Annotated in this window: 24 protein-coding genes and 1 pseudogene; 11 read left to right on the plus strand and 14 right to left on the minus strand. The window is 70.7% G+C overall.

All coding sequences use genetic code 11. From position 1 onward, the window contains the following. Positions 1–28: 28 nt before the first annotated feature. The 4 genes from V8690_RS19485 to V8690_RS19500 form a co-directional block, all read right to left on the minus strand. A complete protein-coding gene (locus tag V8690_RS19485) occupies positions 29–157 on the minus strand; it encodes a hypothetical protein (RefSeq protein WP_338780598.1) in 129 nt (42 codons plus the stop codon). Positions 158–267: 110 nt separating this feature from the next. After that, a complete protein-coding gene (locus tag V8690_RS19490; RefSeq protein WP_338780600.1) occupies positions 268–402 on the minus strand; it encodes a hypothetical protein in 135 nt (44 codons plus the stop codon). 244 nt (positions 403–646) lie between these two features. Then, positions 647–1,885 (minus strand): DUF2993 domain-containing protein, encoded by a 1,239-nt coding sequence (locus tag V8690_RS19495; RefSeq protein ID WP_338780602.1) that lies wholly within the window; start codon positions 1,883–1,885, stop codon positions 647–649. Positions 1,886–1,980: 95 nt separating this feature from the next. Further along, complete coding sequence (locus V8690_RS19500) at positions 1,981–3,804, minus strand: bifunctional metallophosphatase/5'-nucleotidase (protein WP_338780604.1); 1,824 nt, start codon at positions 3,802–3,804, stop codon at positions 1,981–1,983. Between the two features lie 144 nt (positions 3,805–3,948). On the opposite strand from V8690_RS19500, the gene mshD reads away from it, so the two are divergent. Together mshD and V8690_RS19510 are read left to right on the plus strand one after the other, a co-directional pair. After that, a complete protein-coding gene (mshD, locus tag V8690_RS19505) occupies positions 3,949–4,875 on the plus strand; it encodes a mycothiol synthase (RefSeq protein WP_338780606.1) in 927 nt (308 codons plus the stop codon). Between the two features lie 172 nt (positions 4,876–5,047). Further along, positions 5,048–5,340, plus strand: a pseudogene (locus V8690_RS19510) (transcriptional regulator); the annotation flags it as partial. Positions 5,341–5,371: 31 nt separating this feature from the next. Here V8690_RS19510 and V8690_RS19515 read toward each other — a convergent pair. The 6 genes from V8690_RS19515 to V8690_RS19540 all read right to left on the minus strand — a co-directional run bounded on the left by V8690_RS19515 (position 5,372) and on the right by V8690_RS19540 (position 10,897). After that, entirely contained in the window at positions 5,372–6,310 is a 939-nt protein-coding gene (locus V8690_RS19515) for a LysR family transcriptional regulator (protein ID WP_338780608.1), read from the minus strand. A 202-nt stretch (positions 6,311–6,512) separates the two neighbouring features. Next, positions 6,513–7,160, minus strand: coding sequence for an ABC transporter (locus V8690_RS19520; protein ID WP_338780610.1), 648 nt, complete (start codon positions 7,158–7,160; stop codon positions 6,513–6,515). Beyond that, the gene (locus tag V8690_RS19525; RefSeq protein ID WP_338780612.1) at positions 7,148–8,668 is read right to left on the minus strand and encodes an ABC transporter permease; all 1,521 of its coding nucleotides are present in this window, start codon (positions 8,666–8,668) and stop codon (positions 7,148–7,150) included. Before V8690_RS19525 ends, V8690_RS19520 begins: the two co-directional genes overlap by 13 nt. Continuing rightward, positions 8,665–9,525 carry an ABC transporter ATP-binding protein gene (locus tag V8690_RS19530; protein WP_338780615.1) on the minus strand — a complete coding sequence of 287 codons (861 nt, stop codon included), beginning with the start codon at positions 9,523–9,525 and terminating at the stop codon, positions 8,665–8,667. Before V8690_RS19530 ends, V8690_RS19525 begins: the two co-directional genes overlap by 4 nt. Further along, positions 9,522–10,358, minus strand: coding sequence for a zf-HC2 domain-containing protein (locus V8690_RS19535; RefSeq protein ID WP_338780617.1), 837 nt, complete (start codon positions 10,356–10,358; stop codon positions 9,522–9,524). The genes V8690_RS19530 and V8690_RS19535 overlap by 4 nt, the downstream gene beginning before the upstream one ends. Beyond that, on the minus strand, positions 10,355–10,897 hold the full coding sequence (locus V8690_RS19540; protein WP_338780619.1) for an RNA polymerase sigma factor: 543 nt from the start codon (positions 10,895–10,897) through the stop codon (positions 10,355–10,357). The genes V8690_RS19535 and V8690_RS19540 overlap by 4 nt, the downstream gene beginning before the upstream one ends. A gap of 287 nt (positions 10,898–11,184) precedes the next feature. On the opposite strand from V8690_RS19540, the gene V8690_RS19545 reads away from it, so the two are divergent. The 7 genes from V8690_RS19545 (at position 11,185) to pstB (ending at position 19,342) form a co-directional block, all read left to right on the plus strand. Next, positions 11,185–13,416, plus strand: a complete 2,232-nt coding sequence (locus V8690_RS19545) for an RNA degradosome polyphosphate kinase (protein WP_338780621.1) — start codon at positions 11,185–11,187, stop codon at positions 13,414–13,416. Next, positions 13,397–14,539 carry a CHAD domain-containing protein gene (locus V8690_RS19550; RefSeq protein WP_338780623.1) on the plus strand — a complete coding sequence of 381 codons (1,143 nt, stop codon included), beginning with the start codon at positions 13,397–13,399 and terminating at the stop codon, positions 14,537–14,539. The genes V8690_RS19545 and V8690_RS19550 overlap by 20 nt, the downstream gene beginning before the upstream one ends. Beyond that, a complete protein-coding gene (locus tag V8690_RS19555; RefSeq protein ID WP_338780625.1) occupies positions 14,536–14,985 on the plus strand; it encodes an NUDIX hydrolase in 450 nt (149 codons plus the stop codon). The genes V8690_RS19550 and V8690_RS19555 overlap by 4 nt, the downstream gene beginning before the upstream one ends. A gap of 239 nt (positions 14,986–15,224) precedes the next feature. Continuing rightward, on the plus strand, positions 15,225–16,352 hold the full coding sequence (pstS, locus tag V8690_RS19560) for a phosphate ABC transporter substrate-binding protein PstS (protein ID WP_338780627.1): 1,128 nt from the start codon (positions 15,225–15,227) through the stop codon (positions 16,350–16,352). A 104-nt stretch (positions 16,353–16,456) separates the two neighbouring features. After that, entirely contained in the window at positions 16,457–17,455 is a 999-nt protein-coding gene (gene pstC, locus V8690_RS19565) for a phosphate ABC transporter permease subunit PstC (protein ID WP_338780629.1), read from the plus strand. Next, positions 17,452–18,522 carry a phosphate ABC transporter permease PstA gene (gene pstA, locus V8690_RS19570; protein ID WP_338780631.1) on the plus strand — a complete coding sequence of 357 codons (1,071 nt, stop codon included), beginning with the start codon at positions 17,452–17,454 and terminating at the stop codon, positions 18,520–18,522. The genes pstC and pstA overlap by 4 nt, the downstream gene beginning before the upstream one ends. A gap of 43 nt (positions 18,523–18,565) precedes the next feature. Then, the gene (pstB, locus tag V8690_RS19575; RefSeq protein ID WP_020269923.1) at positions 18,566–19,342 is read left to right on the plus strand and encodes a phosphate ABC transporter ATP-binding protein PstB; all 777 of its coding nucleotides are present in this window, start codon (positions 18,566–18,568) and stop codon (positions 19,340–19,342) included. Between the two features lie 239 nt (positions 19,343–19,581). Here pstB and V8690_RS19580 read toward each other — a convergent pair whose 3' ends face one another. After that, positions 19,582–20,580, minus strand: a complete 999-nt coding sequence (locus tag V8690_RS19580; protein ID WP_338780636.1) for an inorganic phosphate transporter — start codon at positions 20,578–20,580, stop codon at positions 19,582–19,584. Between the two features lie 8 nt (positions 20,581–20,588). Next, positions 20,589–21,209 carry a DUF47 family protein gene (locus tag V8690_RS19585; RefSeq protein WP_010036288.1) on the minus strand — a complete coding sequence of 207 codons (621 nt, stop codon included), beginning with the start codon at positions 21,207–21,209 and terminating at the stop codon, positions 20,589–20,591. 203 nt (positions 21,210–21,412) lie between these two features. Here V8690_RS19585 and V8690_RS19590 point away from each other — a divergent pair, with 203 nt between their 5' ends. Beyond that, complete coding sequence (locus tag V8690_RS19590) at positions 21,413–21,781, plus strand: metal-sensitive transcriptional regulator (RefSeq protein ID WP_338780640.1); 369 nt, start codon at positions 21,413–21,415, stop codon at positions 21,779–21,781. A 7-nt stretch (positions 21,782–21,788) separates the two neighbouring features. On the opposite strand, the gene V8690_RS19595 is transcribed toward V8690_RS19590, so the two are convergent. Then, complete coding sequence (locus V8690_RS19595; RefSeq protein WP_338785674.1) at positions 21,789–21,959, minus strand: hypothetical protein; 171 nt, start codon at positions 21,957–21,959, stop codon at positions 21,789–21,791. Between the two features lie 91 nt (positions 21,960–22,050). Beyond that, a complete protein-coding gene (locus tag V8690_RS19600; protein ID WP_338780642.1) occupies positions 22,051–22,902 on the minus strand; it encodes a hypothetical protein in 852 nt (283 codons plus the stop codon). Between the two features lie 138 nt (positions 22,903–23,040). Here V8690_RS19600 and V8690_RS19605 point away from each other — a divergent pair, with 138 nt between their 5' ends. After that, positions 23,041–23,211: a hypothetical protein gene (locus V8690_RS19605; RefSeq protein ID WP_338780644.1), complete on the plus strand. Its 171-nt coding sequence runs from the start codon at positions 23,041–23,043 to the stop codon at positions 23,209–23,211. Positions 23,212–23,221 lie beyond the last annotated feature (10 nt).

Genomic DNA, 23,221 nt, shown 5'->3' on the forward strand with positions numbered 1-23,221 from the left:
GGGAACCCCGCCTCGTGGCCGGTCTGCCTCAGCCCTTGTGCGCGATGGGGCGTCGCTTGGGGGCGGCCTTCTTGTGGGCCTTCTTCTTCGGCGCCGGCTTCGGGGCCGGAGCGGGCTTGCGGGTCTTCTTGACGGGGGCGATCTTGTGGAAGCTCATGGGGTGGTTCCTCTCTCTGCCGGGGCGATTTGAATTACCCGGATGATTTGAATTACCTGGGGGTGGAATTCGATCCACCTGTGCGTAAGCCTTTTCGGCTGTGAATCAGCTCAGCCCTTGGGGGCGACCGGACGGCGCTTCGGAGCGGCGGGCTTCTTCGCCCCGGCCTTCTTCTTCGGCGCCGGCTTCGGGGCCGGGAGGTGCTTGCAGGCCTTCTTGACCGGGGCGATCTTGTGGAAGCTCATGGTGCTCTCCTTGGTCCGTGGGCGTGCGGCCCGAATGTTTGCTTTGTCGTCTGCGGTGTTTGCTTCCGACATGGAAAACATTACGGGATCCCCGGAACGAGAAAGGCCAATTCCGCTGAGACCTCGATTAATTGCGGCTGAGACTGATTTTCAGGCGGCAGAGGGAACCGGACCGCTGTTCACACAGAATTTATGCGCGTATTCGGCCCTGGATTCCCGGCAAGGGCAGGGCGGCCGAGGCCGGTCAGCCTCCGACCGTCAGCCCCGAGCCCGACACGCGCACCCGGATGCCGTCCTCCTCCACCCGCACGTCGTCCAGCCGTACGTCCCCCTGCTCCGGCTTCGGCAATTCGAAGGCCAGCGCCAGCCGGTCGGCCAGGACCGGGCGGGTCAGGCCGGACAGCTCGTCGAGGAGGTTGGGGTCGAGGCCGAGGCGGCGGAGCACCTCGGGGTTGGCCAGGGCCAGGTCGATGAGGTTGAGGCGCTCGGCCTGGCGGGCGAACTCCGGGGAGCCGGTCAGCTCGGCGAGCTTGCCGTCGTCGGCCAGGGCCTCGCGCACGGTCGCCTCGGGCACGCCCATCCGCTGCACGATGGCCGGGACCGAGAGCAGCGCCTTGGCCTTGCGGGTCTGCCGGGAGAGGTCGGCGGTCCCCTTGGGGGTGAGGTGCAGGCCCTCCGCGGGGCGGGTGCCGGGGCGGTAGGTGGCCAGGTCACCGATGTCGAGCCGCATCCCGCCGATCTCCGTGGCGATGCCCCGCTCGCCCTGCCGCTGGATCCGGGCCTCGGCGCGCAGCCGCAGGTCGTGTCCGGCGACGGGCAGGGTGCCGCGGGCCCGGACGCGGTCGCGGCCCTCGCCGGTGAACGTCACCTGGGAGGCGCCCAGTTCGCGGTTGAGGTCCTCGAAGGACAGCAGGACGTCCCCGTCGAACCGGGGGACGTGGGCGCCGCGCACGGACGTGAGGCCGTCGGCGTCCAGCCGGATGTCGCGCGCGGTGGCCGACACCCTCGCCAGGGAGACCCGGTCGGCGGCGACGTCCGGGACGGTCACCTTCACCGACTCCAGCCGCTTGTCGGCGAGTTGGGTGAGGAAGGGGAACCCGCCGATCTCCACCTCGGGCGCCGCCGCGAGGTCCAGCCGGTCCTTGAGCGTGTCGGCGGCCCGGTGCTCGGCGTACAGCACGGCCCAGCGGTCGGCGAGGGTGACGAAGGCGGCGAGCACGACCAGGCCGACCACCGCCTTCATCGCGAGCGGCAGTCCGGCGAAACGATTCCTCCGACGCCGGCCGCCGCGGCGGTGGTCAGGCGGCGACCACTGAGGTTCCTGCTCGTCCCGCCGCTCGGCGCCCTCGCCGAGGAAGTCCTCCAGAGGGGTCTCCTCCAGCGGGCCGTCGTCGAGTGCGCCGAGTTCGTCGTAGGGGTTGCGGGGCTGCTCGGAGCGGTCGTGGGGAAGGTGCTGCGTGTCCATGCGGTGGGGGGTGCGCATCGTCTCATCCGACCATGCGCACCGCCCCTGCCCGCAACCTGAATCCCCTGTATGCGATTTAGTTCACGTGCATGCGATGTTCACGTGCTTGCGCTTTACTTCACGATCGCGATGCGGTCCGCCTTCGGCGGGACCAGCGGGTTCGTGGCCGACGAGTTGGCCGTCAGGTACTGCTCCAGCGCGGTCAGGTCGTCGGCGCCGACGACGTCGTTCGTGCCCTGGGCCAGCGTCGGGAAGCCGTCGCCGCCGCCCGCGAGGAAGCTGTTCGTCGCGACGCGGTAGGTGGCCGCCGGGTCGATGGCCGCACCGTTCAGCTTGACCGAGTCCGTGACCACGCGGTCCGCGCCGGACTTGGTGAGGTCCAGCGTGTAGGTGAGGCCGGACGACACCTGGAGGACCTTGGGCGCCGCCGCGTTCGGGCCGGTCACCTGCTCCTTGAGCACCTGGATCAGCTGGGCGCCCGTGAAGTCCTGGAGATTCACGGTGTTGGCGAACGGCTGGACCGTGAAGCCCTCGGCGTACGTCACGACACCGTCGCCCTCACCGGCCTTGGCCGTGTACGTCAGCGGTGCCCGGATGCCACCGGGGTTCATCAGCGCCAGGTCGGTCTCCGGGTCGAGCTGCTTGCCGTGGGCGAGCTGGGCGTCGGCGATGAGGTCGCCGAGCGGGGACTCGGTGCCGGAGTTGCCGATGTCGCCGGAGATGTAGCCGATCGGGCGGTTGCCGATGGGCGCCGCCAGGGTGTTCCACTTGCCGATCAGCTCGGTCATGTCGGGCGCCTTGGGGACGTCCCGGGTGACCACGTGATTCGCCGACTTCACGGCCGTACGGGCGATGTCGCCGGTCTTCCGGTCGTACGTCAGCGTGGTGTCGGTGTAGAGGCGCCCGAAGGACGCGGCCGAGGTGACCATGCGGGGCTTGCCCGCCGGGTCGTCGATCGTGCACACGTACGCGTTGTGGGTGTGGCCGGTGACCAGCGCGTCCACCTGCGGCGTGATGTTCTTGGCGATGTCGACGATCGGGCCGGAGATACCGTCGCCCGCGCCCGGGGCGTCGCAGTCGTAGTTGTACGACGTCGACGCCGGGAAGCCGCCCTCGTGGATGAGCGCGACGATCGACTTAACGCCCTGCTTCTGGAGCACCTCGGCGTACTTGTTGATCGTCTCGACCTCGTCCTTGAACGCGAGGCCCTTGACGCCCTCGGCGGAGACGATGTCCGGGGTGCCCTCCAGGGTCACGCCGATGAAGCCGACCTTGACGTCCTTCTTCTTCCACACCCAGTAGGGCTTGAGGATCGGCTTCTTCGTCTTCTCGTCGAGGACGTTGGCGGCCAGGTAGGGGAAGTCGGCGCCCTCGAAGCTCTCGTCCGTGTAGCAGCCGTCCTTCGGGTGGCAGCCGCCGTTCTGGAGGCGGGCCAGCTCCTTGGCGCCCTCGTCGAACTCGTGGTTGCCGACGGAGGTGACGTCGAGGTCGAGCTTGTTCAGCGCCTCGATGGTCGGCTCGTCGTGGAAGAGGCCGGAGATCAGCGGGGAGGCGCCGACCATGTCGCCGCCGGCCGCGGTGATGGAGTACTTCTCGCCCTGGCGGGCCTGACGCAGATGGGTGGCGAGGTACTCGACACCGCCCGCGTCGATGGTCTTCGTCGTGCCGTCGTGCTGGTGCTCGGTGACCCGGCCGGCGGAGCCGGCGGGCGGCTCCAGGTTGCCGTGCAGGTCGTTGAAGGACAGGAGTTGGACGTCCTGGTAGCGGCCCGGCCAGTGGCCGCCCCCGCCGTGGTTCTCGCCGGCCGACGCCGACCCGGGCACCGTCGCCGCGGCCAGCGCGCCGACGGTGGCGACACCGGCGGCGAGAGCGACGAGACGGTTCCTGCGGCGTCTGCGGCGCTCCTGGTGCGCCGGTGCCGGTGAAGTGGCTGGCATACGCCCCCCTGTGGGTCTGCTGGGACAGTGATGTCGTCCGGCGCAGCCTAGAGTCAACGCGCGTAGCGCGACAGAGTTTTCGTGGTTACATCCTGATTGCTTCTTGCCGCCGATTTCCCGGTGGACCCCCGTACTCTCGTACGCATGACCAGCGACGACACCGCACGGCCCGGCCGCAACCGCTCGATCGACACATATGCCGCGCTCTCCGCGGAGCAGACCGAGGCCGTCCTCGCGCTGCTCGCCGAGGCCGCCCGCACCGACGGGCAGCAGGCGGTCTCCGAACAGGGCCGGTTGCAGTTGCGCGGGGGCGAACGCGAGGGCGTCACCCATCTGCTGCTCACCCTCGACGGCGAATTCGTCGGGTACGCCCAACTGGAGGACACCGACCCGGTGGAACCGCCGGCCGCCGAGCTGGTCGTGCACCCCGGGTACCGGGGCCAGGGCCACGGGCGGGCGCTGGGCTCCGCGCTGCTGGCCGCGTCCGGCAAGCGGCTGCGGGTGTGGGCGCACGGCGGCCACTCCGCCGCCCGGCATCTCGCGCAGGTCCTCGGCCTGACGCTGTTCCGCGAACTGCGCCAGATGCGCCGTCCCTTGACCGACTTCGACGCACCCGAGCCGGTCCTCCCCGAGGGCGTCACCGTCCGCGCCTTCGTCCCCGGCCAGGACGACGCGGCCTGGCTCGCCGTGAACGCCGCCGCCTTCGCCCACCACCCCGAGCAGGGCTCCCTCACGCAGCGGGACCTCGACGACCGCAAGGCCGAACCGTGGTTCGATCCCGCGGGGTTCTTCCTCGCCTTCCGCGGCGACGAGCTCATCGGCTTCCACTGGACCAAGGTCCACGCCGAGGAGGGCCTGGGCGAGGTGTACGTCCTCGGCGTCGCTCCCGGCGCCCAGGGCGGCGGCCTCGGCAAGTCCCTCACGACGATCGGCCTGCGGCACCTGGCGGAGCAGGGCTTGCCGACCGCGATGCTGTACGTCGACGCCGACAACAAGGCGGCGGTGTCGGTGTACGAGCGGCTGGGGTTCGTCACGCACGAGGTGGATCTGATGTACCGGACGGAGACGTGAGGGCGCTGGACGACGCCGGGGGCCGGTGAGGCCGCGGACCACCAGGGCCCTGAGGCGGCGGACCAGTTGCGGTGAGGCGGCGGATCAGTGCGGGGTGAGGCGCGGGTCAGTGCGCGGTGAGTCCGCCGTCGACGACGAACTTTGCGCCGGTGACGAACGAGGACTCGTCGCAGCGGCCCAGGCCACCGTCGCCGACCTGCGCCACGCGGCGGGCTTCGCCCCGGACGACCCCCGGCTGCGGGCGCTGGTCCGCACCCTCACCGAGCACAGCCCGGAGTTCACCCGTCTGTGGAACGCCCGCACCGTGCGCGGCAAGACCCAGGACGCCAAGCACCTCCGCCCCTGGACGTCGGCGCCCTCACCCTCGCCTACCAGGCGTTCGACGTACGGGACGCGTCCGGCCGGCAGCTCGTCATCCACCACGCCGAGCCGGGCGGCCCCAGCGCCGAGGCCCTGGCCCTCCTGCGCGCCACGCGGCGTACCCGGGGACTGTCGCTCACGCCGCAGGCTTCGCCCACGACGGTTTCCACACCTCCCCCTCCGTCAGCCGGGGGCGCGTCGCCAGCAGGTGGTCGCGCAGGGCCGCCAGGCCCGGATGCGGATTGTCCGTGCGCCACAGGAGGGAGTGCGGATAGACCGGGGTCGGGTCGCACACGGGCACCAGGCGCAGGTCGTGGTCGGCCGGCCAGACCAGCGGGGTTCGTTCGCTGAGGAAGGTCGCCAGGGTCGAGGAACCGGCGATGGTGTCGAGGAGGGCCTCGACGCCGAAGTTGGGGCCGATGGTGTCGATGGCCGGGCCGAAGGTCTCGGCGAGTTCGTCGTAGTAGGCCGACCACTCCGTGCCGGGTGCGTTGCCCGGCATCCAGATCCGGTGTCCGGCCAGTTGCGCGGGTGTCACCGAGGCGGCGCGGGCGAACTCGTGGTCGGGGCCGACGCACAGGCGGAGCGGTTCGTCCAGGACGGGGACGGCCTCGACGCCGTCGGGGAGCCGGTGCCCGGGCATGGTGACGGCACGGAACGTGGCGTCGACGGCCCCGTCCCGCACGGCGGCCACCGCCGTGTCCGCGTCGAAGAGCGTGACGACGTCCAGGGCGATCTCCGGATGGGCCCGGTGGAAGTCCCGTACCAGTCCGGCCGTGGCGACCCGGCGCCCCACGACGTCCACCCGCAGCGCGCGTTCCCCGGGGCGCACGGCTGCCACCGCCCGCTCCTCCGCCCGGAGCAGGGCCCGGGCGTGCGGCAGGAGCACCTGCCCGTCGATGGTGAGCACCGCTCCACGCGGCGTACGCACCAGCAGCCGCACCCCCAGGTCCTTCTCCAGCGCGGCGATCCGCTTGGAGACCGCCTGCTGGGTGAGCGACAGGTCCACGGCGGCCTTCTGGAACTGCCCGGCATCGGCGATCGCCACGAAGGCCCGTACGGCTTTGAGGTCCACGGCGACACCCTAGCCTCACAACTGCTAGTTGTCTTCCAAGCCCACTGGTTGTTTGATCGAACGAGTTCACACCCAGTTTCATGCGGAGAATGCCGAGTTCCTCCGTCCATCTGCACAACCATACGGAATACTCCATGCTCGACGGCGCGCACCCACACGCCCTCAGCACCAGCGCGCCGGACCTGTCACCCACAGAGGTCTGTCACCGGCCCCGCACCACCGGCCACGACCACCGCCGCAACGGCTCCACCACACCCACCGCGCCCCCGAGCACGGCCCCGGCCAGCACCACCGCCCACCGGTCGTGCGCCGCCGCCCACCGGTCGTCCACCACCGGCACGAACAGGGCCCACCGCCCGGGCCAGAACAGCATGACCAGTACCGCCGAGGTCAGCAGACCGGCCGCGACCCGTGGGCCGGGGCGCGTGACGTCGGTGAAGCGCACCGCGAGCGCCGCGCCGGCCAGCGCCAGGACGAAGGCCGCCCCGGCCTCCAGCGTCATGTCGGCGACCGGGGGCCGTAGGTCCGGCGGGACGAGCAGCAGTGCCGCGGTCCACCAGGCCGCCACGACCGGGACGACGAGGGCCACCCGCAGCGCGATGCGGACCGGGCGCGGGGTCGGCACGGTGGCCGTGGTGTGCCGGGACGGGTCGTCCAGGAGGAACGCCAGGCCCGTCGCGAAGGCCAGGACCGCGCCCCGCAGCAGGTGCAGGGAGAGCCGTTCGCCCGTCTCACCGGTGATCCGGGTGAGCGCGGCGAGCAGCAGTCCCGCCCCGCCGGCCGTGGCGACCACGCCCAGGGGCAGGGTCCGGCAGAGGGGGAGGATCAACTCCCGTGTCAGGCGAGGCACTTGTCCTCCCCCTCGGGCGCGCGCACGCCCAGCAGCTGCGCCGCCCGGGCCGCCGTCACCTTCGGCGCGGTCAGTTCGGCCCAGTGGGACTTCACCCGCGCGGTGACCTCGCCTCGGGGCCGGTCGAGCAGCTCGCGCAGGACCTCCGTCTGGGCGGCCGTCATGTACAGCCCGTCCGTCGGCTGGAGCACGTAGTCCGAGCCGGTCACCGTGTCGTTGAGGCGGACGCGGCGCAGGGCTGCCACCGGGTCGGATTCCCAGCCCAGGGCCAGCCACATGACGGTGACGATGCGGCCGTCGCACATCGAGGTCGACGCCTTCTCGTTCCCCGCGACCAGCACGCCGGCCACGGCCGCCGAGAACTCGGGGACGCGGTTTCCGCCCCACCGGGTGCGCACGGTCACCTCGTGCGGACGCTCCAGGGGACTCAGCGTGGCATCGCCGGAGAGCCCGTAACGGGCCTCGATCCGCTGCCGTACGACGACCTTCTGCTCATGGGCGCTGCCACCGGCCAGGGACCGCACCCGGTCCACGACCCCGGCCCAGTCCGCGACCCGCGGTCCCCACTCGGGGAACGCGCAGTACGTCGACCCGTCCCGCCGGACACAGGACTGCACCTGGTCCGGGTTCACCGTGGCCCGCTCCCGGGCCCGGACCAGCTCGGGCGAGTCGCCGCCCGTCTGGGCGACCCCGCCCACCAGCGTCATGGCCACCGCCCCGGCGACCCCGGCCATCACCACCGGCTTACGGCCACCGGCGACCAGCACCGCCACCAGGCCCGCGCACAGCGCCAGCCCGGACAGATACAGCGCGTGCCAGGCGGCGGGCCGGCCCAGCAGGTCGGACGGCAGCGTGCCGGCGGTCGGCTCGACGACCACCGGCAGGAACCACCGGGTCCCGCCGTCGCTCATGCCGCCCGTGAAGAAGAGGAACGAGAACAGGAAGAACACGACCGTCAGCGGGGCGGCGATCGCCGACCTCACCAGCCCGGCCATGAGCAGCCCGACCAGCCCGGACAGCAACACGGTCAGCGGCCCCACGAGCAGTTCGGCCACCGAACCGTGCCCGATCGCCCCGGCCCTGAGCGCCTCCCGGCCGAACTGCGCGGCCACGCACACGGCGGTGAGCAGGGCCGCCGCCACGACCGACAGCGCATGGGCGACCGTACGGCGCCACGGCGGGAGGACCAGCACCGAGAAGTGCTGCTCCGTCCCGTGCCGTCGCGAGCGCAGCGCGGCGCGGTTGACGGACAGCAGGACCGCGAGGCCGACCAGTACCGGCGCGCTCTGGGTGGCGCGGTCGGCGTCCTGGAGGGCCGGGTAGCCGTCCCAGTCCTTCCCGCCGCGCCACACGGTCCAGCCGAGGTACACGAGGAAGGCGATGACCACCGGCAGCCTCGTCAGCAGCCGGCGCGTCTCGAACAGGGCCAGGGCGAACACGGCGGCCCGGGCCCCGCCCGGCTCGGCCCGCAGGCCGGGCTCGGCCGGCTTCTCCATCACCGCGGTCATGCCGCCACCTCCACGGCGTCACCGTCGAGGGTGAGCAGGTAACCGTCCTCCAGGGTGGGCTCCAGGAGTTCGGCTCCGTCCGGCGGATCCCCCACGTTCCGGAAGGCCCCGGTCCCCGTACGCCACCCCGCCTTGGCGCCCGGATCGCGCTCCGCGCTGCTCCACACCCGCCCCGCGGCCCGCGCCGTCAGCTCGGCGGGAGTGCCCTCGAACCGGACCCGGCCGCCGGCCATGACCAGCACCCGGTGACAGAGCATCGCCACGTCCTCCGTCTGGTGGGTGGACAGCAGCACCGTGCGCCCCTCCCCCGCCCCCGCGATCAGCTCCCGGAACCGCATGCGCTGTTCGGGATCCAGCCCGACGGTGGGCTCGTCCAGCACCAGGAAGCCGGGGTCCCCGACCAGGGCGGCCCCCAGGGCGACGCGCTGCCGCATGCCGCCGGACAGCTTGCGGATCCGCTTGCCCCGCACGTCGGCCAGCCCCACCTCGTCGAGCACCCGCCGCACCTCGCGATGCCGGGCGGCCCGGTCGGTCATCTCCTTGAGGATCGCCACGTAGTCGACGAACTCGAAGGCGGTGAAGTCCGGGTGGAACCCCGGCGTCTGCGGCAGATAGCCCAGCCGGCGCCGTACCTCCTGCCTGCCCCGTGCGGTGCCCGGGTCGTGCCCGAGCACGGTGAAGGCGCCCCGGTCGGCGGGCAGGGCCGTGGCGAGGACCCGCAGCAGCGTGGTCTTGCCGGCGCCGTTGGGCCCGAGCAGCCCGGTGACGCCGCCGGTCAGCCGCAGCGACACGTCGTCGAGGGCGCGGGTGCCGCCGTAGTGGAGGCTGAGCCCGGAGGCGGACACGGTCGCAGTCATACGGCACGTCCCTGGAAGAGATCGAAGCGGTCACGGAAGGTAAAGAGCAGCCCGGCGGCGAGCGCGGCGACCAGCGCCGCCACGCCCTGCCCGGCGACGGTGAACGGTGCGAGCGGCACCTCCGGGTCTGCCCGCAGGGCTTGGGCCAGCACCAGCAGCCCGACCCACGCCCCGCCGACCAGCGACGGCGCGAGCACCGGCCCCAGCCGGGGCGTCAGCGCCAGCCCGGTCGCGGTGAGCGCCAGCGCGGGCAGCAGCCAGGCCAGCGCACGCAGCCCGTACTCGGGCAGCGCGAGCGTCGCGAGCCCGTTCAGCCCGAGCACCACGCCCAGCACGGCCACCGTCCGGATCATCAGCAGCCGGAACCCGTGCATCGGCGCGACGACGGCCATCTCGTACGTCGGGTCCAGCGTCGGCCCGTACGACAGCGCCACCCCCGCCAGCGGCAGCAGCGGCGCGAGAGCGAGGAACAGCGTGGGGAACTCCCCGCTGTGCGGGGCACGCCCGGCCCCGACGCTCAGCAGCAACACGACGAGCACGGCCCCCAGCCAGGACCGCCGCAGCACCGGCGCCGCCGCCAGCAGCCGCGCGGTGTGCCCGGCCACCCCGACCCGGACCAGCAAGGACTCCAGCACCCCCGCCCGGGGCGCGTCGAGCTCGGCGTCGAGCCGCTCCCACCCCGCGTCGAGCGCGACCGGGTCGCTCACCTCGGCGAGCACGCCCCGGCACCGGGCACAGGCGCCCAGGTGCGCGTCGGCGGACCACAGAGCCGGCGCCGCCAGCTCGCCGCGCGCGTAGGCGCGCAGATCCTCGTCAGGCACATGCCAGCTCATGCCAACGCCTCCCGCAGCTGCTTCCGGGCCCGCATCGCCCGCGTCTTGACCGTTCCCGGAGGAATCCCGAGCAGCACGGCGGCCTCCCGGGTCGACAGCCCGTCGATGACGGTCGCCTGCAACACCGCCCGCAGCTCCGGCGACAGCCGGACCAGCGCGCCGGCGAGGTCCCCGTGCTCCACCCCCGCGAGCACGCGTTCCTCCGCCGACGCCTCGTCCCGGTGCCGCAGCCGCGCCAGCGCCTGCCGCAGCCGCCCGCGCGCCCCGTCCCCCCGCAGCGCGTCCACCAGCCGCCGCGACCCGATGCGCCACAGCCACCCGGCCACATCGCCCTCCTCCCGGTAGCGGGCCTTGCCCCGCCACACCGCGAGGAACGTCTCCTGTACGACGTCGTCGACGACCCCCAGGTCGGCGCACCGGCCCCGCAGCCGGGCACGAAGCCACGGCGCGTACCGCCGGTACAGCTCCTCGAAGGCCCGCCGGTCGGCGTCCGCGGCGACGGCCCGCAGCAGCTCCCCGTCGCTTCTCGTTTCGCTCACGTCTCCTCATCGGACGACCCCGTGCGACCGGTTCACGAAAGCACGCCGGGTTTTCCGCCCGGCACCGAACGCACCCCCGCGAGCCGCCCTGCGCTATCCCACACGTCATGTCTCCGTAACCATCGATTCAGACGAGCTTGCGACGCTCGGCCAATGACTCCCGCCGTGCCAGAGCCTTCACCGCCCCGAGAGGGGCCTGGGAGGAACGGGACCACTCATGTGACGCCCCCGCTCCCCCCGCGCTTTCCGACGCGCCCGTGATGCTCGCGGCGCGGAAGAATGGGTCCATGAGCCAGCCGAACGCCCAGGCACAGGTCCAGCACGCGCAGCCCTCCGTGGGCTCCATAGCAGCCCACCGCCCGCACACCATCGCGGCGGCCGTCTCCGACCTCGAACCCGACATCGACGCCGACCTCGACGCGTACGAGGAGTCGCCGTACGACGGCCCCCAGCTGCCGCAGGGTCGTTTCCTCGATCGGGAGCGCAGCTGGCTCGCGTTCAACGAACGCGTTCTCGAACTCGCCGAGGACCCGAACACGCCGCTGCTGGAGCGGGCCAACTTCCTCGCGATCTTCGCCAGCAACCTGGACGAGTTCTTCATGGTCCGGGTCGCCGGTCTGAAGCGCCGCATCGCCACCGGCGTGGCCACCCGCTCCGCCTCCGGCCTCCAGCCTCGCGAGGTGCTGGAGATGATCTGGGCCCGCTCCCGCGAGCTCATGGCCCGGCACGCGGCCTGCTACCACGAGGACGTCGCCCCCGCACTCGCGGAGGAGGGCATCCACCTGGTCCGCTGGAACGAACTCCAGGAGAAGGAGCAGGCCCGCCTGTTCACCCTGTTCCGGCACCAGATCTTCCCCGTGCTGACCCCGCTGGCGGTCGACCCGGCCCACCCCTTCCCGTACATCTCCGGCCTGTCCCTGAACCTGGCCGTCGTCGTACGGAACCCGGTCACGGGCCACAAGCACTTCGCCCGCGTCAAGGTGCCGCCGCTGCTGTCCCGGTTCCTGGAGAGCTCCCCGGGCCGCTACGTCCCCATCGAGGACGTCATCGCCGCCCACCTGGAAGAGCTCTTCCCGGGCATGGAGGTGCTGGAGCACCACGCCTTCCGCCTCACCCGCAACGAGGACCTGGAGGTCGAGGAGGACGACGCCGAGAACCTGCTCCAGGCCCTGGAGAAGGAGCTCATGCGGCGCCGCTTCGGACCGCCGGTGCGCCTGGAGGTCGAGGAGTCCATCGACCGCGAGGTCCTGGACCTGCTGGTGCGCGAGCTGAAGATCAGCGAGGCCGAGGTGTACCCGCTGCCGGGCCCCCTGGACCTCACGGGCCTGTTCCGGATCGCCTCCCTCGACCGGCCGGAGCTGAAGTACCGCAAGTTCGTCGCCGGCACCCACCGCGACCTCGCCGAGGTCGAGTCGGCGTCCGCGCCGGACATCTTCGCCGCCCTGCGCGAGCGGGACGTCCTGCTGCACCACCCGTACGACTCGTTCTCCACCTCCGTCCAGGCTTTCCTGGAGCAGGCGGCCGGCGACCCGGACGTCCTCGCGATCAAGCAGACCCTGTACCGGACCTCGGGCGACTCCCCGATAGTCGACGCGCTCATCGAGGCCGCCGAGTCCGGCAAGCAGGTCCTGGTCCTGGTCGAGATCAAGGCCCGCTTCGACGAGCACGCCAACATCAAGTGGGCGCGCAAGCTGGAGGAGGCCGGCTGCCACGTGGTCTACGGCCTGGTCGGCCTGAAGACCCACTGCAAGCTGTCGCTGGTGGTCCGCCAGGAGGGCGAGACGCTCCGCCGCTACAGCCACGTCGGCACCGGCAACTACCACCCGAAGACGGCCCGCCTCTACGAGGACCTCGGCCTGCTCACGGCCGACCCGCAGGTCGGCGCGGACCTCTCGGACCTCTTCAACCGCCTCTCCGGCTACTCCCGCCGCGAGACCTACCGCCGTCTGCTCGTCGCCCCCAAGTCGCTGCGCGACGGCCTGGTCTCGCGGATCACCAAGGAGATCCAGCACCACCGCGCCGGACGGCCCGCATACGTCCGTATCAAGGTCAACTCGATGGTCGACGAGGCCGTCATCGACGCCTGCTACCGCGCGGCCCAGGCGGGCGTGCCGGTGGACGTGTGGGTGCGTGGCATCTGCGCGCTGCGCCCGGGCGTGGCGGGCCTGTCGGAGAACATCCGGGTCCGCTCCATCCTCGGCCGCTTCCTGGAGCACTCGCGGGTGTTCGCCTTCGGCAACGGCGGCGAGCCCGAGGTGTGGATCGGCAGCGCCGACATGATGCACCGCAACCTCGACCGCCGGATAGAGGCCCTGGTCCGCGTCACCGACCCGGCCCACCGGGCAGCCCTGAACCGGCTGCTGGAGACCGGCGTGTCCGACACCACCGCCTCCTGGCACCTCGGCCCGGACGGCGACTGGACCCGGCATGCGACCGACGTGGACGGCCAGCCCCTGCGCAACGTCCAGGAGATGCTCATAGACGCCCGGAGGCGCCGGCGTGGCACAGCGACACCTTGACCCGACGGACCCCGTGGCCGGGCCCGCCCCCACCGGGGACACCCTCGCGGGCTACCTGCGGGCCCAGGCCACGGAGTTCCTCCGCGCGCTGCGCCTGCACCGGGAGACCGGTTCCGGGGCGAACGGCTCGGAGGGGTCCGTCGACGCGGCCCGCGCGCTCCGCCGCTCGGCCCGCCGCATCAGCGCCAGCCTGCACACGTTCCAGCCCCTCCTGGACACGGACTGGTGCGAGGGCATGCGCCCCGAACTGGCCTGGGTCTCGGGCACCCTGGCCATGGAACACGCGTACACGGCCCGCCTGGAACGCCTCCTGACGGCACTGCACCGTCTGTCGGGTGCCGACGTGGCTACGGGCAGCCGTACCGACGTGGCTACGGGCAGCCGAGCCGACGTGCCTGCTGGCAGTCGTACCGCTGGGGCGGCACGGGTGGGCGCAGCGGCACCCCGCGACGCCGGGCTGCGCACCCCCCCGACCTCAGCACCGGAACGCAGCAACCTGACAGTGGGAGCAGCAAAAGCCGGCGCCCTGCTCGACCGCCAGCTCACCCTCGCCCGCACCCGAGCCCACTCCACCGCCCTGCAAGCCCTCGGCTCCAGCCGCTTCCACGCCATCGCGGACAAGGTCGCCGTCCTCGCCAGCGAGGTCCCCCTCACCCGCTCCGCGGCCACCACAGACCTCCGCCCCCTGGCCACCGCCGCGAAGGACCGCCTCACCGACGCCGTAGCCGCCCTCCCCCTCGTCACCGCAGGCCACCCGTACAACGCCGCCGCACTCATCCACGGCCTGTCCCCGGACACGGTCCCGCACCCGCAGGACGCCCCCTGGCACCAGGTCCGCCTGCTCCTGCGCCTGCACCGCTACGCCCGCGAAGCGATCCGCGGCGAACCCAACGGCACTTCGGTCGTCGACCTGCGCCTGCTCTCCGCGGGCCAGGCCCTGAACCGCCACCGCGACGCCTCGGAGGCGGCGGCAGCGGCGGCCCAGGCGGCCCGTACCCCCCGTATCGCCCCGGCCACGGCGTACGCCCTCGGCGTGCTCCACGCCGACCAGCGGCACGAGGTGGAGGCGGCACGCTTCGCGTTCCAGCAGGCCTGGCAGAAGGAGGCGGTGAGTACCCGGTGAGCTCCGGCTCCCCCGAGGACACCACCGTTCAGGCGGCCGGCTGCGTCCTGTGGCGCCGCTCCCCCGTCACCGGCGGGCTGGAGGTCTGCCTGGTGCACCGGCCGAAATACGACGACTGGTCCTGGCCGAAGGGCAAACTGAAGCGCGGCGAGGAGCCGCTCGCCGGCGTCCTGCGCGAGGTGGCGGAGGAGACGGGCTGCCGGGCCGAGCCCGGCGCCGAGCTGCCCACCCAGCGCTATCTTGCGAACGGCCGCCCCAAACAGGTCCGCTACTGGGCGGCCGAGGCGATGTCCTGCGCGTTCTCCCCGACGGACGAGGTGGACCGGGTGCTGTGGCTGACACCTGTCGCCGCCCGCGCCCGCCTCACCCAGCCCCACGACCGCCCCTTGGTCGACGCGCTGCTCGCCGTACTGAACCGGCCACAACCGGCCAGAAAACCGGACTGAGCCCCTCAGGTCCGGAAAGAGGAACCCCCGCGTGCTCTCCCCGTAAGCATTCCGTTACCTAACCACACCTTAGGCAGGGGTTCACCCCTCGTTCATTTGTGGCCATCGGCGGCTTCACCTGATCTGCCTAATTTCGGCCGTACCAGATGCGAGCCGCGCCTGTCGTGCGCGGCCTCGTCCCGCGACACCCAGTCTTCGCACGCCGCCGATCAGGACGGCGGCTCCTGGAAGGAACTCAAGTGAAGCTTCAGCGCATGAACCGGCGGGCCCTCGCTCTCGGTGCTCTCGCCGTCTCCGGCGCCCTGGCCCTCACGGCGTGCGGCTCCGACGACACCGGCGGCACCAGCGGCGGCGACTCCTCGGCCAACGCCTCGCCGGGCAACATCAAGTGCGACGACGCCAAGGGCCAGCTTCAGGCGTCGGGCTCCAGCGCCCAGAAGAACGCGATCGACGCCTGGGTCAAGCAGTACACCGCGGCCTGCAAGAGCGTGCAGGTCAACTACAACCCGACCGGCTCGGGCGCGGGCATCACCGCGTTCCTTCAGGGCCAGACCGCCTTCGCCGGCTCGGACTCCGCGCTGAAGCCCGAGGAAGTCGAGCAGTCCAAGAAGGTCTGCTCCGGTGGCCAGGCCATCGACCTGCCGATGGTCGGCGGTCCGGTCGCCGTCGGCTACAAGGTCCCGGGCGTCGACAACCTCGTCCTGGACGCGTCGACCCTCGCCAAGATCTTCGACAGCAAGATCACCAACTGGAACGACCCGGCGATCGCGAAGCTCAACCCCGACGCCAAGCTGCCCAACCTCAAGATCCAGGCCTTCCACCGCTCCGACGAGTCCGGTACCACGGACAACTTCACCAAGTACCTGAAGGCCGCCGCGCCGAACGACTGGAAGTACGAGCCGGGCAAGGCCTGGGAGGCCAAGGGCGGCCAGTCCGCACAGGGCTCCTCCGGCCTGGCACAGCAGGTGAAGCAGACCAACGGCGCGATCTCGTACTTCGAGCTCTCCTACGCCAAGGACGGCATCCAGACGGTCAGCATCGACACGGGCGCCTCCAAGCCGGTCGAGGCCACCCTGGAGAACGCCACCAGGGCCATCGCCGCGGCCAAGCAGGTCGGCACCGGCAAGGACCTCGCCCTTGAGCTCGACTACGCGACCAAGGCCGAGGGCGCCTACCCGATCACGCTGGTGACCTACGAGATCGTCTGCGACAAGGGCAACAAGGCCGACACCCTGCCCACGGTCAAGTCCTTCCTCAACTACACGGCATCCGAAGACGGCCAGGGTCTGCTGGAGGACGCCGACTACGCCCCGATGCCCGACGAGGTCATCACCAAGGTCCGCGAGACCATCAACGGCCTGAGCTGACCTGAGTGTGCGGCCCAGCCCCGACCGGGGTTGGGCCGCACCGTCCGGTGCACCGCCGCCAGGAGCCTCCGCACACGGGACGGCTCCGCAGACCGGAGAACCTGATGGACATAACAACGCAGAAGCCCAGCGCACCACCGACGCCCACCGAGGCCGAGCAGAAGCGCGCCGCGCGCGGCGCCACCCGCCCCGGAGACCGGGTCTTCCTCGGGCTCTCCCGCGGGTCCGGCATCCTCGTGCTGGTGATCATGGCCGCCATCGCGGCCTTCCTGACCTATCGCGCCGTCCTCGCGATCAGCAAGGACGAGGCCAACTTCTTCACCACCTTCGAGTGGAACCCCAGCGGTATGCCGCCGGCCTTCGGTATCGCGGTCCTGGCCTTCGGCACCGTCGTGTCGTCGATCATCGCCATGGTCATCGCGGTGCCGATCGCTGTCGGCATCGCCCTGTTCATCACGCACTACGCCCCGCGCAAGCTCAGCGGGCCCATCGCGTACGTGATCGACCTGCTCGCCGCGGTGCCGTCCATCGTCTACGGCCTGTGGGGCGCCCTCGTCCTCGTGCCGCACCTGGACGGACTCTACGGCTGGATGAACGACTACCTCGGCTGGACCGGCATCTTCCAGTGGAACGGCGGCGCCGCCCGCTCGCTGTTCACCGTCGGCATCCTGCTCGCGATCATGATCCTGCCGATCATCACCAACGTGAGCCGCGAGGTCTTCCGCCAGGCCCCGCAGATGATCGAAGAGGCGGCCCTCGCCCTCGGCGCCACGCGCTGGGAGGTCGTCCGCATGGCCGTCCTGCCCTTCGGCCGCTCCGGCGTCATCTCCGCCTCGATGCTCGGCCTGGGCCGCGCGCTCGGCGAGACCATGGCCGTCGCCATGGTGCTCTCGCCGACCTTCGACATCACCACCAGCCTGCTCAACCCGGGCGGTGGCACCTTCGCCCAGAACATCGCCAGCAAGTTCAACGAGGCCACCGAGCTGGGCCGGGACGCGCTGATCGCGTCCGGTCTCGTGCTCTTCGTCATCACTCTGCTGGTCAACGGCGCGGCCCGCCTGATCATCGCCCGCCGCAAGGAGTACTCGGGGGCCAACGCATGAGCAACGCACGTCTCGCCGACAAGCCGGCCAAGCACCCGAGCACCCTTCAGGGCGCCACCCTGCCCAAGTGGTTCGCCTGGGCGGTCGCCGCAGGCTCGATCGCCCTCGGCCTCGGCATCAGCACCGCGGCCGGGCTGCACAGCGACATCCAGTGGGGCCTGATCGCCGCGGTCCTCTTCGTCCTGGGGTCGTACGCCATCTCCGCGCGCGTCGAGGGCAAGCGGCAGGCCAAGGACCGGACGGCGACCAGCATGGTGTGGGTCGCGTTCCTCCTTGCCGTCATCCCGCTGATCTCCCTCATCTGGGAGACCGTGAAGCGCGGTGTCAAGGTCCTCGACATGTACTTCCTCACCCACTCGATGGGTGTAGTCGCCGACAGCGAGCCCGGCGGCGGTATCTACCACGCCATCCTCGGCACGCTGGAGCAGGTGGGCATCGCCACCCTGATCTCCGTGCCGGTCGGTGTGCTGACCGCGGTCTACCTCGTCGAGTACGGGCGCGGCAGGCTCGCTCAGGCCGTCACCTTCTTCGTCGACGTCATGACGGGCATCCCGTCGATCGTCGCGGGTCTGTTCATCCTCAGCATCGTCCTGATGTTCGACCTGGGTCCTTCCGGCTTCGCCGGTTCGCTGGCCCTGTGCATCCTGATGATCCCGGTGGTCGTCCGCTCCACGGAGGAGATGCTCAAGCTCGTCCCGAACGAGCTGCGCGAGGCGTCGCTCGCACTGGGTGTGCCGAAGTGGCGCACCATCCTGAAGGTCGTCATTCCGACGTCCTTCGGCGGCATCACCACCGGCGTGATGCTCGCGATCGCGCGCATCACCGGGGAGACCGCTCCCGTGCTGCTGCTGGTCTGGGGTACGAACTTCATCAACGCCAACCCCTTCAAGGACCCGCAGGCCTCGCTGCCGATGTACATCTACCTGCAGTACGCCAACAGCGGTGGCTCCGGCGCGGCGTACGACCGGGCCTGGGCAGCGGCCCTGACGCTCATCGCGTTCATCATGGTCCTGAACCTGGCGGCCCGCGGCATCGCCCGCTGGAAGGCCCCGAAGACCGGTCGCTGACGCGGCCATACAGCGACTGACTGAGTCTGGAAGTGAAGTAGTAATGGCCAAGCGAATCGACGTAAGCGGACTGACCGCCTACTACGGCTCCCACAAGGCGATCGAGGACATCTCGATGACCGTCGAGCCGCGCTCGGTGACGGCGTTCATCGGCCCGTCCGGATGCGGCAAGTCGACGTTCCTGCGCACGCTGAACCGTATGCACGAGGTGACGTCCGGCGGCCGGGTCGAGGGCAAGGTGCTCCTCGACGACGAGGACCTCTACGGCACGGGCATCGACCCGGTGTCCGTGCGCCGTGAGGTCGGCATGGTGTTCCAGCGGCCGAACCCCTTCCCCACGATGTCGATCTTCGACAACGTGGCGGCGGGCCTGCGGCTGAACGGCAACTACAAGAAGAGCGAGCTCTCCGACATCGTCGAGCGGTCGCTCAAGGGCGCGAACCTCTGGAACGAGGTCAAGGACCGCCTGAACAAGCCCGGCTCGGGCCTCTCCGGCGGTCAGCAGCAGCGTCTGTGCATCGCGCGGGCGATCGCGGTCGAGCCGAACGTCCTGCTCATGGACGAGCCCTGCTCGGCCCTGGACCCGATCTCCACCCTCGCCATCGAGGACCTGATCGGCGAGCTGAAGGAACGCTTCACGATCGTCATCGTCACGCACAACATGCAGCAGGCGGCGCGGGTCTCCGACCGCACGGCGTTCTTCAACCTCGCGGCGGTCGGCCAGCCCGGCAAGCTCATAGAGATCGACGACACGGAGCGCATCTTCTCCAACCCGTCGGTCCAGGCCACGGAGGACTACATCTCCGGCCGCTTCGGCTGAGCCACCCTCGCCGAGACCCCTCGCGGTGCTGCATGGCGGTGCCACCGCGAGGCCGAAAAGGGCCCGCCCCTACTCCCAGGGGCGGGCCCGTTCGCGTACTCACCCAGCTGCGGGCAGTCGTAGCCGCCCCAGCTGCGGGCATTCGTGCCGCTAAGGGCGGCCCCCGTCCCTCGGAGAGCGGCACCTCGCCGCGCCGAGCTGCGCAAAAGCCCCGCCCCCGGCCCCAACGCCGAGCAGCACTACAGGAACGCGAGGTTCACGACCCCGTACGAAGCCGCAGCCACCAACGCCGCAGCCGGCATAGTGATGAACCACCCCAGAATGATGTTCTTGGCGACACCCCACCGCACGGCATTCACCCGCTTCGTCGCCCCAACCCCCATGATCGCCGACGTAATGACATGCGTCGTCGAAATCGGCGCCTTGAACAGAAACGCCGTAGCGAACATGATCGACGCCCCCGTCGTCTCCGCCGCGAACCCCTGCGGCGGATCCAGCTCAATGATCTTCCGCCCCAGCGTCCGCATGATCCGCCACCCACCGGCATACGTCCCCAGCGACAGCATCACCGCACAGGCGATCTTCACCCACACCGGAATCGGATCGCCGTAGTCCTCGACATCCGCGATGACGAGCGCCATCACCACGATGCCCATCGTCTTCTGCGCGTCCTGTAGACCGTGACCCAGCGCCATCCCGGCCGCCGAGACGGTCTGGGCTATCCGGAACCCACGCTTGGCCTTGTGCGGATTGGCCTTGCGGAAGATCCACATGATCGCGGTCATCACGAGATAGCCGGCCAGCAGACCGACCACCGGAGACACGAACATCGGAATGACGACCTTCTCCAGCACCCCGTGCCAGTAGACCGTCGTCCCACCGGCGAGCGCCGCCCCCACCATGCCGCCGAACAGCGCATGCGAGGAGGACGACGGCAGCCCGAAGTACCAGGTGATCAGGTTCCAGGTGATCGCACCCACCAGCGCGGCGAAGAGGATCCCCATCCCCTTCGACCCCACGGGCGTCTGGATGAGCCCCTCGCTGACGGTCTTGGCGACCCCGGAGCCCATGAACGCACCGGCGAGGTTCATCACCGCGGCCATGGCCAGCGCGGCCTTCGGCGTCAGCGCCCGCGTCGACACGGACGTGGCGATCGCGTTCGCCGAGTCGTGGAAACCGTTGGTGTACGTGAAGAAGAGCGCGACCCCGATGGTCACGACCAGAGCAAAGGTGTCCATTGAAGGGCTCAGGACTCCTTGACGGCGATGGTCTCCACCGTGTTCGCCACGTGCTCGAACGCGTCCGCCGCTTCCTCCAGCACGTCCACGATCTGCTTGAGCTTGAGGACCTCGATGGCGTCGTACTTGCCGTTGAAGAGGTGCGCGAGCAGCTTGCGGTGGATCTGGTCGGCCTGGTTCTCCAGCCGGTTGACCTCGATCCAGTACTCGGTGAGGTTCTCCATCGTCCGCAGATGCGGCATCGCCTCGGCCGTCAGTTCGGCCGCGCGCGCCAGCACCTCGATCTGCTGGTCGACGCCCTTGGGCAGTTCCTCGACGTTGTAGAGGACGACCAGGTCGACGGCCTCCTCCATGAAGTCCATGATGTCGTCGAGGGACGAGGCGAGGGAGTAGATGTCCTCGCGGTCGAACGGCGTGATGAACGAGGAGTTCAGCTGGTGGAAGATCGCGTGCGTGGCGTCGTCACCTGCGTGTTCCGCTGCCCGCATACGCTCTGCGATCTCGGCCCGGGCGGAAGCGTCCGCCCCGAGCAGTTCCATCAGGAGTTTCGAGCCCGTGACGATGTTGTCCGCGGACGCGGCGAACATGTCGTAGAAGCTCGTCTCCCTGGGGGTCAGACGAAAGCGCACGTGGGGTCCTCGGCTTGCTTCGGTTTCGGTCAGGCTGATGCTAGGCGCATCATCCGGCCACGGCTATCGGGCCGCCCACCAGTGTCGCCCATCAGGCACAGTGATGAGCACGGGGGCGGTTCAAGGGCCGTATACCCAGCAAAGTCCGATACCATATACCCACTAGGGGTATATGTCGGCTCACAGCCCACCAGGAGGACGCGATGACGGACGTGACCGACGTTACGGATGCCGGGGATGTCACGGATGTCACCGTCGGAGCGGATGTCGTGACCGACCACGACCGAGGCGTGCACGGGTACCACAAGCAGAAGGACGAGCACCTCAAGCGCCTGCGCCGCATCGAGGGCCAGATCCGCGGCCTCCAGCGGATGGTCGACGAGGACGTCTACTGCATCGACATACTCACCCAGGTCTCCGCCTCCACCAAGGCCCTTCAGTCCTTCGCCCTGCAACTGCTGGAGGAGCACCTGCGCCACTGCGTCGCCGACGCCGCCGGCAAGGGCGGTGACGAGGTCGACGCGAAGGTCAAGGAGGCGACCCAGGCGATCGCCCGCATGCTGCGGACGTGACTCGGCCTCAGTCCGCGCAGGCGTCCCGCTCCTCGGCCACTTTCAGCACCTCGTCGATGCTCTCCAGGCTGAGCCGCTCCTCGTGGGCGGCCGAGGCCGCGATGATCAGCTCTCCGCACAGCTCGATCTCGGCGAGGGCCACGTGGTCCTGAACTGCCGTACCGCCGACCGGAGCCACGTGCATCACCTCGTCTCTGCCGTTACCGACTTCCTAGAGTAGGGAGCGGCCTACACACCGCGCATGGCACGGACGGGCTAGTTCGCGCCGGTCACTCCTCGGCGATCTTGCCCGCGTAGATGTCGTCGGTGTCCGGCAGCCGTACGCGCACCGAGGCCCCGAAATCGTAGAGCAACGTGGTCGAGGCGACAGCCACGGGGCTCTTCTGCTGCCCGCCCACGAAGCTGAACCGGTGCCGGACCTTCCGGATACGTCCCTCGTCGTCGAGGTAGACGTCGAACGGCACTTCGGCCGTGGCGAACCCTTTCGCCGCCGCGCGCAGCGACTCTTTGTTGCCCTCGGAGGCCTTCTTCGCGGCGGCACCGAGATCCGCCGTGCCCCGGTAGTGCCGCACCTCGGTGCCCGCGACCTCGGTCCTGCCCACGAACTTCACCGACCGCGTCCCGCGCAGCACCTCGGCCGCCGCGAACGGATCGGTGGCCCCGCCGGTGACGAGGTTCCCGTCGGACAGGGTCCGCGTGTCCACCCGGACCCACTTGTCCGGGGGCACACCGGCGCCCCGGTTCTTCATGAAGAGCGCTCCCGGTGCGAGCAGTTCGGTGATGGGCCGGCGCTCGGTGGCCCCCGCGGGATCCTGCGGCAGCAGCACCTTCAACTTCCCCATCCGCTTGCGGTAGTCGTAGACCCCCGCGCCCCGGATGGTCACCCGGGTCCCGCCGGCGGCCATCTCCATCGACGTACGGGCCTTCGAACTCCCCGCCTCCACCAGCCGGTCCGCGGCCCGGTGCACCACGACGACCGCGTCCCCGCCACGGGCATCCCCGGCCGCCGCGTCACCGCCGGCGCACCCTCCGGCCCCCAGCCCCACCCCGGCCACGACGCCGGCCGCGACGACCGCCGCGCCCGTCCGCCTGTGCTGCCGTTCCCGCTGCCGCCCAGTCATCGCCTGCCTACCCCCAGCCGGTACGTCCGTCACGGGCCCCCTTGTTGTTCCGGTTAACGACTGGTATGTGCCCCCGTCACGCGGGCCCGCGGGAGTCGGCATGGAAAGCCTTTACCCAGGCTGGGTAACGTGGTTGTCGTGGCGCAGCAGGACGGGCTGGAACCTCCCCCCAACCTCACGGAACACCGCACGACGACAAAGGAGAAGGGCCACTTCTGCATGGCCCACTGCACCTGCGGCTGGCGCGGCCCGGCCAGAAGAGCGAGAAGCCAGGCGCGCACGGACGCGGAGAACCACCTGGCCGGCTGACGCGGTCGTG

It is taken from the genome of Streptomyces sp. DG1A-41 (assembly GCF_037055355.1).
Lineage (GTDB): Bacteria > Actinomycetota > Actinomycetes > Streptomycetales > Streptomycetaceae > Streptomyces.